General features: G+C 37.2%; 8 protein-coding genes. 2 read left to right on the top strand and 6 right to left on the bottom strand.

Translation table 11 applies throughout. From position 1 onward, the window contains the following. Positions 1–791: 791 nt before the first annotated feature. From CSC80_RS14390 to CSC80_RS14375, 4 genes are all read right to left on the bottom strand, one after another. Positions 792–3,002 (bottom strand): hypothetical protein, encoded by a 2,211-nt coding sequence (locus CSC80_RS14390; protein WP_099192707.1) that lies wholly within the window; start codon positions 3,000–3,002, stop codon positions 792–794. Positions 3,003–3,167: 165 nt separating this feature from the next. Beyond that, on the bottom strand, positions 3,168–4,679 hold the full coding sequence (locus tag CSC80_RS14385) for a DEAD/DEAH box helicase (protein ID WP_071342170.1): 1,512 nt from the start codon (positions 4,677–4,679) through the stop codon (positions 3,168–3,170). A gap of 98 nt (positions 4,680–4,777) precedes the next feature. After that, positions 4,778–5,707 carry a glyoxylate/hydroxypyruvate reductase A gene (locus CSC80_RS14380; RefSeq protein WP_099192705.1) on the bottom strand — a complete coding sequence of 310 codons (930 nt, stop codon included), beginning with the start codon at positions 5,705–5,707 and terminating at the stop codon, positions 4,778–4,780. Between the two features lie 3 nt (positions 5,708–5,710). After that, on the bottom strand, positions 5,711–6,220 hold the full coding sequence (locus CSC80_RS14375; RefSeq protein WP_099192703.1) for a DUF6155 family protein: 510 nt from the start codon (positions 6,218–6,220) through the stop codon (positions 5,711–5,713). Between the two features lie 172 nt (positions 6,221–6,392). Between CSC80_RS14375 and CSC80_RS14370 the strand changes: the two genes are divergently transcribed. Together CSC80_RS14370 and CSC80_RS14365 are read left to right on the top strand one after the other, a co-directional pair. Then, on the top strand, positions 6,393–7,256 hold the full coding sequence (locus CSC80_RS14370) for an RNA polymerase sigma factor RpoD/SigA (protein ID WP_036154298.1): 864 nt from the start codon (positions 6,393–6,395) through the stop codon (positions 7,254–7,256). A gap of 744 nt (positions 7,257–8,000) precedes the next feature. Further along, complete coding sequence (locus CSC80_RS14365; protein WP_143751759.1) at positions 8,001–9,293, top strand: hypothetical protein; 1,293 nt, start codon at positions 8,001–8,003, stop codon at positions 9,291–9,293. On the opposite strand, the gene CSC80_RS14360 is transcribed toward CSC80_RS14365, so the two are convergent. Both CSC80_RS14360 and CSC80_RS14355 read right to left on the bottom strand, forming a co-directional pair. Then, positions 9,283–10,554 (bottom strand): YaiO family outer membrane beta-barrel protein, encoded by a 1,272-nt coding sequence (locus tag CSC80_RS14360; protein ID WP_180268625.1) that lies wholly within the window; start codon positions 10,552–10,554, stop codon positions 9,283–9,285. The genes CSC80_RS14365 and CSC80_RS14360 overlap by 11 nt on opposite strands. Positions 10,555–10,589: 35 nt before the next feature. Beyond that, positions 10,590–12,971: an LTA synthase family protein gene (locus CSC80_RS14355; protein ID WP_099192698.1), complete on the bottom strand. Its 2,382-nt coding sequence runs from the start codon at positions 12,969–12,971 to the stop codon at positions 10,590–10,592. Positions 12,972–12,974 lie beyond the last annotated feature (3 nt).

Below are 12,974 nucleotides of genomic sequence, written 5' to 3'. Positions count from 1 at the left end.
TGTTGGTTGGCAAGTTTATTACGTCATTGCGAGAAGCTTTTCGCGACGTGGTAATCTGTTGAATGAATGTAACGGATTATCAATAAAGTACTATTGTCAGTTCGAGTGGCTTTTTAGTTGAAGCATAGCGGAAACAAGAAAGGTGCCTGCCTGCCGGCGGGCAGGTATCTAGAACCTTTGGTACACGAAATAGTTCTCGATACTAATTTCTCGTGCCTCGAAATTCACTCGAACTGACCATACGTTTATGGCATAGTATTGCAGACTAAAACCGTTGTCACTTCGAGTGGCTTTGGAGTTGAAGCATAGCGGAAACTAGAAAGATGTATCGAGAACCTTTGGTACACGAAGGAGTTCTCGATACCCTCCTACTCGGCGGGCAAGCTAATTTCTCGTGCCTCAAAATTCACTCGAACTGACCATACGTTTATGGATTGGTATTGCAGATTAAAACCGCTGTCACTTCGAGTGGCTTTTTGTTGTAGCGTAGCGAAACCAAAAAGTTGTATCGAGAACCTTTAGTACACGAAATAGTTCTCGATACCCTCCTACTCGGCGGGCAAGCTAATTTCTCGTGCCTCGAAATTCAATCGAACTGACTGAAAGGTGTAAAGTGAGAAGTACAAAGTACGAAGTATTAAGCAGTTTGATTTTACAATGTGTTAAGTAAGAATTAAGAAAATAGAAATTAGAGTATAGACTTTTTGTTCTATGAAATTTAGCAAAGCTAAATTTCCAACAACCAACAACCAACAACCAACAACCAACAACCAACAACCAACAACCAACAACTAATCCCCCGAAACCCCTATTTCATCTAGTACCACTACCCCATAATCCGTTTGGTCAAAAATAAAACTGATCGTAGTGATCTCATCGACTTTAAGTGTTGAATTTGCTGCTGAAAAAGCTTCCAAGGGGATATGAAAGGTCTGTAATTGCACCTCCCAATCTTCACCGATCATTTCCTTATCCAAGAATCCGAATTTGGTAAAGCGGGTTTTTAAAGGTTTGGTTATGCCTTTGATATCACTCACTTTTACCATGCTTGTTTGTCCCGCTTTATCGGTAAGCTGAATTGTGAAATCCAACTGTGGCACTTCACGTTCTTCGGCATCTTCTTTTGCTTCTTTCTGCTCATCGGTCAAATTGAAATCCAGCCATTCGTGATTGCCCGCACCTAGGGTAAACTGCAGACTTGTGGTATTTCTAAAAGAAATGGAATCGGCTTCGGAAAGTAAGATTTCATACCTTGCTTTATCGGAACTATTAGTGTTATTCCCATAATCCCATCCCAAGATAACGGCATTGTTCTCTTGGCTACCTTCATCACGTGTAGGTAGGTTTTGTTCTTTCCAAAGCGCCATATTCGTAGCTAGTATCTTTGCGCTATCCTTTGCCGTAGTTATATCAATATCGGGCTCAAAATCAGCAATAGTATGAAAATTAGAGGATTCAAAAGAAGTAAGGTAATGCTCTACCGGAAGCCATTGTTTGGCAACGGAAACATTTTTGAATATGGCGTGGTATTCTTCCCTATTCTTCAACGTAGCCTCTGCAAAGGAGCTGATAAATACCTTGGCAGCTTCTTGTTGCTGTACCTCCTTTAAAAGCGGATTTAAATTCAACAACCATTTAGACGGTGCTCCAAAATCCGAATTTCCCCAAGTGGAGTTGAATTGACCGTGATTGGCATGGTGAATATACACCCCGGCCTTAAACCTGGAAATAGAATCTGTGTACTGTAACCGACGGTAGGGTCTCATACCCCAAAAGCTCACTTCATCGGCATCATAAGAACCTTGTATACTTAGGAAATTTATATTGTTCAATATGATTTTACGATCATATCTATAATCCGTTGGTGCAAGTGCCACTACCCCTTTAATTCCGAAATTGAAATTGAATTTTTCCAAAGCCTGATCAGGAAAATAGGATAAGGGATTATATGCTGCGGCAATGGACACCGCTTCTCCACCACGGGAATGCCCAACGAGTATAATATTGTCCAAGTCTACCTTTTGAGATAGCTCATGACCCTCTTGATTGTTCCAAGTTCTCCATTGCTCCAAATGCTTTAATAACAACCATGCCCGCGCAGGCATTTCCTTTCCCCTAAAATCGCCGGACCAATGACCGTTTAAAAAGTTCTCATCTACGGATACCGCTATAATTCCCCTACTCGCTAATAAATTCCCCAAATAACCATAACCATCATCGGAGTAATCGATCATACTATGATTACCATGTACAATTAAGGTAATGGGGAAAGGTCCCTCACCTTCGGGCATATACACCCTACCGTTCAATGGAAAATTCTCTGCACCAAAACCCCAATAGCGCTCGCGCCATTTTTTCTTTTTATCCTTCCAATCGGGAATTAACAGGGAACCATCAACAGCATTTGTTTTAAACTTTACGCCGGTTGAAAATTCCTCTCGTTGTACATCCGTACCGCTACCATAGGTAAACGTTTTAACCGTGAACGTACCGGGTGCAGCAGGGTTCTGTATGGGAACCGGTTTTGGCGGAAAGGAATTGTCATGTGCAAAAGCCAATGGAACTTCTTTCTCATAAGGGTCCGCCCCAGAATTTGCCAGGGCGAACAATGCATAACCTGTGCCGCCTAAAAGTATCAATAAAAAGGCACCATTTATAAAGTTCCTTTTCAATTGAAATTGATATAGCGCAATACATAAAAGTATGCCTAAAACTATGATGCACGTATAAAATAAGGTAGGCCAACCAAACCCAATATATTTTAAAATGGTAAAAACAATAACTGCACTAAGAACAGCGGTTATAGAGTGAAGAGAAATTTGCTTTAAACTTTTACCTAGAACATTTAAGATGCCATATACTAAAATGTTGATCACGAGCCCCAAAATAATGGCAATGAACATCATGACAATAGGATGCCAACCGGTTAAAAAGTGATAGCCTGCAATGCCGTAAAATAAAATGGTGAGAAGTAAGGTGAGTGAAAATAAGCGATTTTTCATTAGTTGAGAGCGTTCTGGTGGTTCTAGCTCTTGAAATTAACCAACTTCTGTGTAAATAGGTAACGAACCCTACATTTTTCAACATCCCGTAAAATACGGTACACCTAAATACAGAATTGGCAACTACGCTTATTCTAAATCATAATGCCTAACCTAGTTTTGACTCTACATTTTAGCCGCAAAAAGTTTAGAGATTTTAGAACGTAGTTTACGCTCATAATCTTCCTCTAACCATTCTTTGTAATTTTTGGTATTGTTCATAATACAATACGAATATTGGCGTACACGATATTGAATTTCTTCCTTTAATTTTTTCGCAAGAATACGGGCATCAAAAACGTCTTCTGAGTTTTCTACACATATTTTGGCATGTTGCTCAATACTCTTTTCCAGCACCAGTTTGGATTTTTCACCGTTGGCAAAACTTTTTTTGTATTCCGCCTTAATGTCAAAATCAATGTCGGTCGATTTTGAAAATTCCGCCCTTAAATCCGGCGGCATTTCATAAACGAATTCACGCTCAATTTCCTCATCATTTTTAATATTCTCCAAATAGAAATCTGGAAAATGAAAAATTTCCTGCCAATCTATACCAGCGTTCCAAAGTCCAAAACGGGCAACATTGTTACCCATATCAATAACATTGAATTCCTGTTTGTTTGGCAGATATCTAGAACCACGACCGATCATTTGAAAATAAAGGGTCAATGAACGTGTAGCACGATTTAAAATAATGGTCTCCACACTAGGTTCATCAAAACCGGTGGTCAAAATACTTACTGAAGTCAAAATGGCATCAGGGGTTTCTTTAAACCATTTTAGAATCTCTTTTCGCTCCGCAGCATTATTCTTATTATCTAAATGACGAATGTTATACCCAGCTTTTTTAAAGGTTTCACAAACGTACCTAGAAGTATTGATACCGTTGTTGAAAATTAAGGTTTTGGTGCCCTTGGCAATTTCATTGTAAGCGGAAACAAGCTTGTTCAACATGCTGTGGTTTCCGTAAAGCTCATCGGACGATTTTACCGTATAATCTCCACTAATACCCAATTTTAGGGTCTGTAGGCTAACGTCATAATTGTACATGTTGGCCTTAGCCAAGAATTTTTTCTGAATCAAGGATTCTATAGACTCGCCCACGATCAACTTTTTATAGTTGTCTTTCATGGGCAGCTTAATATTGGAGCTTAAAGGCGTTGCCGTTACCCCAAGTATAACAGAGTTCTCAAAGTACTTAAAGAGTTTGCGGAAAGAATTGTAATGCGCCTCATCAATAATGACCAAACCAATGTTATTGATCTCTACCTTCTCTTCCTGAAGTCTATTGTTCAGCGTTTCTACCATGGCAACAAAACACATGAACTCATCTTGATCCTGCCACTCCTTGACCTCGCTATTAATTATTTTGTTCTTTACCCCAAACCCTTTCAACATTCTAGAGGTTTGTTGACTAAGTTCTATACGATGGGTAAGTACAATGACTTTTTTATTGGTCTTAGCTATGTAGCGCTTGGCTATTTCAGAAAACACCACGGTCTTTCCACCACCGGTAGGCAGTTGGTAAAGCAGGTTAGAATTATCACCGTTCTCTTCTAGATACTTAAAAATAGTATGTAGATCTTCCTCTTGATAATCGTACAGGGTCTTCTCAGCGGTCTCTTTATGTAACTTCAAAAGGTTTGTAGGCGTTTATTTAGATTAATAATGCAAAAACCTTATAAAATTATAAGAATTTTATGGGTATAGGAAATAAAAAACTTTAAAACACAATATTAATATCCCTTGTTCATATCTACCAGATTTTGCAATTTTTCACCGGAATCTAACCTTTTGTAGTTTTCTACAATTTGTGGAATAACCGAACCGGTGTCCGATACACTAGCGTAATGAGGGGTCATGTGTATTTTTTTATGGCTCCAAAACGGATGGTCTTTAGGTAAGGGTTCAGTATGGTACACATCTAAGCAAGCCCCTGATAAATGTTGCTCGTCTAAAAGTGCCAAAAGATCTTCATCTACCAAGTGCCCCCCACGGGCAACATTAATAACATAAGCATCTTGAGGAAGTTTGGATAACAATTCTTTATTTAAAATACCTTCGGTTGCCGGAGTTAGCGGTAGCAGGCACACTAAAATATCACTAGTCATTAAAAAAGAATCCTTTTCCTCCGGACCTGCATAAGTTTTTACGCCCTGTATGTCTTTCTTGCTTCTGCTCCACCCTTGTACCTTGAACCCAACTGAAGTGAGGTCTTTAGCAGTAAGCGCGCCCAATTCGCCAAGACCTAAAATGCCAACGGTAACGTCCTTAATTCTTTTGTAATCCTTAGGTTGCCAAATATGGTCTATCTGATCCAATTTATATGCGTTCAAATTTTTAAGATGCGCCAATAGAACACTCAGAACATGTTCAGACATGTCACTGGCCAAATAAGGATCTACAATACGTGTAATGGGAATATTCTTAGGTCTGGTATCATCTTCAAAAATATAGTCTACCCCTGCCCCTGCAGAGGCAATACATTTTAAGTTTGGGTAATCTGCCAGAGCACCTTTTGGATGTTTCCAAATACAGGCCATGGTAATATCTTCCTTTGGGTGCTCTTCTAGATAGCTGTACACTTTAAGTGAGCTATTCTCTTTAAGCAGTGCATTCTTCCATAAATCTATCTTATTGTCTTGTCTTATGATAACTATTGCCATATGCTAATCAATTATATCCAAGGCCTTAGAAAATTCTTCTTCATAAGGCCATTTTTGGTTTTGGGTTTCCGTATAAATTTTAAGAATACGCTCTTTAAAATCCGTAAATATCCCTTGAACGCTTGTAAAGTGAACTACCTCGTTAAATGAATTCAACATGCTTTTGAAAAAGGAGTCGGGCACATTTTTCTCCAATGAAAACGTTTGTGCAATCTCAAGATTATAGCACATGACATCAGCAATAAGGTGAGGGTCTACCCCTAACTTAATAAAATGTTTGATGAATTTTTGGGCTACCGATCGTCTTGCCCGTGGCCGCTTTCTCTTTAAAGGGAAGTACTCGTTTGAGATTTTTGCCTTGGCATCTTGCACCAATTTATCCTCTTTAGGGTTAAAGGCAAAGTCATAGTAAGTCTTCACCGCCGGAAATTTCTCGTACAACTCCAATATCTGCTCTTCCAGCGCTTTTTTCGGTGATTTGGATAGGTGTGTTTTTAATGCCCTTTTACTCATAAATATGTGCTGTAAGACAGCAAAAATACGCTTTACCAATGTAACGTCATAAATCCTTAAATCTTTGTTAAAGCTAATAAATGGTGTAGAACTATGATGTTATTCATTAGGTTATTACGATAAAAAATGCTATACTGTAAACTTGTACAACTTCTAAATTCCATACACACATATGAGGCAACTAAAGATTATCAAGCAGGTAACGAATCGTGAATCGAAATCACTGGATAAATACTTGCAAGATATCAGTAAAATTGATTTGATTACAGCGAATGAAGAGGTAGAACTAGCGCAGAAGATTCGAGAAGGTAGTCAAGCAGCTTTGGAAAAATTGACCACGGCCAACTTAAGATTTGTGGTTTCCGTAGCAAAACAATACCAAAATCAGGGTCTAAAATTACCGGATTTAATTAACGAAGGTAACTTAGGCTTAGTTAAAGCAGCAAAAAGATTTGATGAAACAAGAGGATTTAAGTTTATATCCTATGCCGTTTGGTGGATCAGACAATCCATATTGCAAGCTTTGGCAGAACAATCTAGAGTTGTTCGTTTACCATTGAACAAAATTGGTTCCATTAACAAGATAAAAAAGACATTTTCTTATTTAGAGCAGGCACATGAGCGCCCACCGTCTCCAGAAGAGATTGCCAAAGAGTTGGAAATGACCGTTTCTGAAGTAAAGCAATCCTTGAAAAATTCTGGAAGACACGTATCTATGGATGCTCCATTACGTGAAGGCGAAGATTCCAATCTGTATGATGTATTACGTTCAGGAGAATCTCCAAGACCGGATAACATCTTATTGCAGCAATCATTGAACACTGAAATCAATAGAGCTTTAGATACCCTATCTCCAAGAGAAGCAGATGTAGTAAAGCTATATTACGGTATTGGTGATCAACAGTCCATGACCTTGGCAGAGATCGGACAAACATTTGATTTGACCAGGGAACGTGTTAGACAAATTAGAGAAAAGGCAATTCGTAAATTAAGACATGCCTCTAGAAGCAAGTTACTTAAGACCTATTTAGGCTAAATATAATTTTGTTTTAAAAAAGAAAGCGCCCGTTTTATACGGGCGCTTTCTTTTTGTTTTTTATCATCCTAAGAATAGGATAATTTATTGATATTAAAATTTACCAGAATACTATTTAAATCCTGGATGAAATTTTGATAGGACGAGAAATCTTGGTTTTGATGTGCCATAGGTTTAAATTTTATTGGTGTTTTGGTTTGGTAGATTTTACATGTAATCCAACTCAGCTAATTCGTTGATACTTAAAATCTCATTTAAATCTTGAAGAAAAATAAGGTATTCTTCACCGTAGGTGTCGTAAAGCATATTGTAGGTTTAAAAGTTAATCTTAATTTGGGTTTTCATATCTTGATAGTAAATATATAATGATGTTAAGATTGTCACAATAAATTGTGGTGAACCAATTTAAATATGTTGTAAAAACTACCTAAATATGTTGTTAAACATAAAAATACCCTTCAACCCTGTGTTTTATTAGGGGTGCGACCAATGTAGTTCATCCTATTTTTAGGTACTTAATCGGTATTTCCCTCAAATTTGATGCTTTTTTATAGCCATCCGGAATACTAACTTTCATATATGTTTTAAGCTATTGTTAAGAAATCTTTTAACTTTCATTAATACAAAAGGTTGATTTTCAGTAATATAACAGATAACAATACCTAGATGATATTTGCGTTTTTATAGTAATCCTTTAAGAATGGTATAATCTTTTACCTTTAGTAACATAAAACAATACATATAATGATGTGTTTCCCCGGCAGTAAAACAAAAAGTATACTATATATAATATTGGTAACTTTCTTTATAGGTTACCAAGTAAATGCACATGCAGTAAAAGAGCATACTGCTTACGTAGATGATTTCACCAATGTAGAACTTAAACTCAACAGCCACAGTTTTAATACACACCAACGTAGTACCTTCACCTATGGTTCACAAACCGAAACCATTGAACGAGGTCTTACCATAGTACACTTGCAAGGCGATCATAAAATAGAATTTAAGTCTTTTGACACCTACGGAAGTGATCAAGATGTAGTAGACTTTATTAAAATACTTACTGAAATGATGAATGCCAAAGCTAGCATAGCCATATTGGCACATGATTCCGCAGCCGCAAAATTAGAGGGATACCAGAAGGAACTTAACAATTTAGGGCTACCCCAGTTAAGTACATTAAAAGGAAGACAAGCATATATTATGCATCATATAGATGGGCAAATTTTTGAGCAAATAGATGATAATTCCATTACCAAGCAAATACGTATTGCTTCACCAATATTGGACACAACCATATATTTTCCAAGAGAGGTCTATGAATTTGAAGATAATATTGATCGTTACATTGCCCACGCAGGTGGTGAAATCAATGGTGTAAAGTCTACTAATTCTAAACACGCCTTAGATGAAAACTATAAAAAAGGATTCAGGTTTTTTGAGCTGGATATTATAGAAACCTCTGACGGCAGATTAGTAGCGGCACATGATTGGGACATGTGGGCACGTTTTACGGATTATACAGGTACCTTGCCCCCTACCCATGCCCAATTTATGAAACAGAAAATCTATGGGGATTATACCACCTTAGATATGGAAGGCATAAATACTTGGTTCAAGCAACACCCAGATGCTACTTTAATAACTGATAAAGTAAACGACCCACTAGCTTTTGCCAATGCTTTTATTGATAAGGACCGACTAATTATGGAATTGTTCAGTGTTATGGCCGTAGAAAAAGCATCTGAAAACGGTATACATACCATGATCTCCCAAGAACCCTTATTGGCTATTAAGGGAGACAAAATTAATTTCTTAAAGGTGAACGATGTAAAATACGCTGCGGTATCACGTAGAATAATCTCCAGTCAGAAGAAATTAATGTTAGCGTTAAGAGATGCAGGAATTAAAGTATTTGTCTTCAACGTAAATTTCGACAGCGGTAAAGATGAACAATATGTATATGATAATGAACTGGGCTTGGTATATGGCATGTACGCCGATAAATGGATTACCGATATGGGTTCTAAAAATTGAACTCATAGGTGAGCCCCGCTGAAATGGAATAGAAATAACTACCAGGGTCAAAAGATTGTTCTTGTCTCAAAACCCCAACATTGGTTCTATAAGCGCTCAAATTATTCTTACTTGTAAACTGATACTCAAAACTTAATCGTTGAGATTCTATATACAATAGGGTTTCTGCCAGTAATTGGTCACCAGAAGTAAATTGACGTAGCTCTGGTGAAAACCCTACACCTACATTTATACCCATAAAGTTTTCGGCATCTTTTAGATACTTTCGGATTAATAGATTACCCGATACATTGGTTAAATTATCGGCTTCTGGTGTAATGTACGATCGCAATGAAAAATAGTAGTTACCAGTATAATACCCCAATGAATTGGTTATAGATTTTACATCCTTGGTCGCAAAATTTATGAATCTACCACCAGCAGAAAATTCAATACCACTTTTATGATTATAGTAGACATCCCCACCCATCTTATGGTTTGGATACAAATCAGATTCCGAATAACCATAATTTAAATAGGCATAAAAACCCTTGGTAATTTTTGGATAAAGGTCTACATCTAATTGAATTCCGTTTTTGCCTAGCCTATTACTGTTGTTTATTCTAGGAATGATCACTCCGTAAGGTGTTTGTTTGTTGTAAGAAATACTAGAGGTTGTAATAGGATCAAAACGCTTATCGTAAAAAGTAACCGAACTGTTTACCGAAACCGTGTTTTTAAGCTGTTCTTCGGTAACCGGTGTTTTATGTACATTTTGCAAGGTATCCCTCTCGGCAACCTTAGCAGTTTCTTTTTTTGGTTTTGATGAACTCTTTGCTATTTTACTGTCTACATTATACCAAGCTTTATCACTATAAACAATGCCATTTATCCCATCTATGGCAATTGCTCGTAATCTTTGCAGCTCAGGGTCATTAGATTTATGCAGTAAAGCCTTATTGGCAAGACCAAGTGCAGTATGATAGTTTTTGGCATAAAGTTCGTTCTTTATAGCCCCTAACCACACTACTCTGTTATTCTTGTTCTTAGACAATATGGTATTGAACGCAGACCTGGCACCATCATAATCGCCTCGCCAACTTAAGGTTCTTGCCCATAGAATAGAAGTTTCCTCCTCTGTTTCCGGTTCATTGATCAAAGTATACAATATATTGTGGGCAGTATTGGTTTTGCCCTCATATGCCAAAGCATAAGCACTTTCAAAAGAAGGGTTACTATACGGTGTATCTTGCCCTATTGCTTGCTTAACAAGCAATAGCATGATTAAAGATGTAATATGTAGCCAACTCTTATTCATTATTCTATAGATGCCAAAGTGCTATTGGTAGTATCTTTTGAAGTTTCATAATTTTTAATTCCAGCCTTTCTTGCGCTTGTTTTAGCCCTTGTTATTTTATTTGAAATTTCATTGGCACTAGCACTATTTTCTTGAACGATATCTACCAAGGCCAAACCTTCCGCATATTTGTCATACCAGAAATACACATCAAAAAGTGCGGCGTAGGAATCTATATAATTTGGGTTCATGGCAATACATTCCTTTAAAATCTTTACCGACTCCTCATAATTACCTTTCCAAATGTGTAACCGTCCTGATAAAATCTTAGTGTCTATATGGCTGGGAGATTCAGACAGAATGTAACGGCATAATAAAAGTGCATCATCCCACTTTTTGTTAAAAGCTAAATCCCGTGCCTTAAAAAAGGAACGGTCAAAATTGCTTCCATCATAAATACTGTTGATCCACGTAATTTCTGCCGGTGTAAATTTTTCCGTTTGAACAGAAAATATGGTCAAACTATCTGGTATGATCTTATTTTCTGTAGTGACATAATGGTTCACGGACTTAAAGCGCTCCAATGATTTTTCAACCACACTACCGCCAAAGGTAGAACTGATATCCATATTTTCATCTAGCTCCATAATATCACCGTTCGTATATAGTTTCTCTTTACTTATATACTCTTTCAGCTCATTTTTGTTACGCATTAGGGGTATGTTCTTAGTGGACCTAAATGCTGTTTCCATATCTAGCGCACCACCCATCCATGCTACTTTCTTAGGCATCTTCATTTCGTATGCATTATCCAACAACGCTAGAATAGACGGAGTGACATCAAAATGTGATGAGATAGAACTCATTTTACGTGTTTTTTTTAGCATTGGGCTATACATGATCAATGGCACATGAAAACGACTGATACTGTTTCTCTGCGGAATAGGTATAAGCCTATGGTCACCGGTAATCACAAATATGGTATTCTCATAATTTGGCTGAGATTTATAGGATTCCATAAACCATTGAATAGCATCGTCTGTATATAACAGTGTGGCAAAAACATTATTGTTTTTTTCAATGATTTTTGTCTCCCTGGAACCAAAATCACCATTCTTTAAAATCTGATCTACTTTGGTTTCAAAAAAATCTTGGTTGGGCGGTATAAATGGCTCATGCGTACTAATGGTCATGTACACTTCTAGTCTTGGTTGATCTTCGTTTCTTTCTAAACTTATACTTTTTTTGAACAATTCCTTGTCCGGATATCCCCATGATGAACCGGCGGCATCTTCAGCCTGTTGCTGGTATTGAATTCCAAATCCCGATTTATCCAGTATAAAATCAACATTCTCGCTAGTTAGAAATCGGTCTACCTTATCAAAGGAACTATTGGTACCTTGATAAAAAGAAGTATGGTAGCCATTATTTTTTAGAACACTGAACATTGTAAGTTTATTGGGATATTCTTCTAGCTCCATAAATCCGCTTTTACCAAAAGGCAACGAACCCAATAAAGAAGGTAAAACCCCAAATGTTCTCCCGGTATTGCTCAAGAAATTTTCCCAGTACAAGGATTTGGTGGTCAATGAATCTAAAAATGGGGTAAATCCGCCAAACTCGGCACCTTCACCAACGAAATCCCTACCCAGACCTTCTACCATAATAAATACGATATTTGGTTTCTCTTCTTTTAATTCAAAGTAATCACCAAGAACATTTTCAATGATCGGACCTTGAACCAATGGGTATTCTTCTTTAGAGGTATATGAATTATCTTCTGTACTGGTATTGTATATGTTAACCGCTAAATATTGAACTTTGTTCTGGTTAATGGGCTTTCCATCTGTAAACAAAGAAGCCATGAACAAACTGAACAACACAATGGTAAATGGGTACATTCTACTGATCCTATGATAAAATTTAGAAGTAACCTTGTATAAAACCCAAAAAAGACCAATTAAAAAGGCAACGGCAAAAAGTAGGTATACCGAGATCATGAATCCGCCAGAATTGGCAAGGGTTATCTTTACATCCGCATAGCTATATCCTAGTAAATCTGACCCTAAAGGCACCAAAGTAGAACAATAGTATGCAATAAGAACTGCCTCAAATATCAGCACTAAGCCCAAAAGAATGAATACCAGGTTAAACCCATATCTGGAGCGTAGATTTTCCCAAAAATTAAAAGGAAAAACCATAACAATACCCATTAAAGCGGTAAAGCCAATTTGATGTACAACAGCTTTAAGAAAACTAATGGAAATAATAGCATCTATAACACCTTTATAGTAGAGCATACCATATTGAAAAAGCGTTAATACCAGCAGACATCCAAAAAAGGATATCATAAGCCGCGTATACTGCTTTAAGGTATATCTATCTATTTTACTTGTGTTCATTGC

The sequence above is a fragment of the Maribacter sp. 6B07 genome (genome assembly GCF_002700155.1).
Taxonomy (GTDB): domain Bacteria; phylum Bacteroidota; class Bacteroidia; order Flavobacteriales; family Flavobacteriaceae; genus Maribacter; species Maribacter dokdonensis.
The sequence above is the reverse complement of the archived record's forward strand: the minus strand, read 5'-3'. Positions and strand labels throughout refer to the sequence as shown.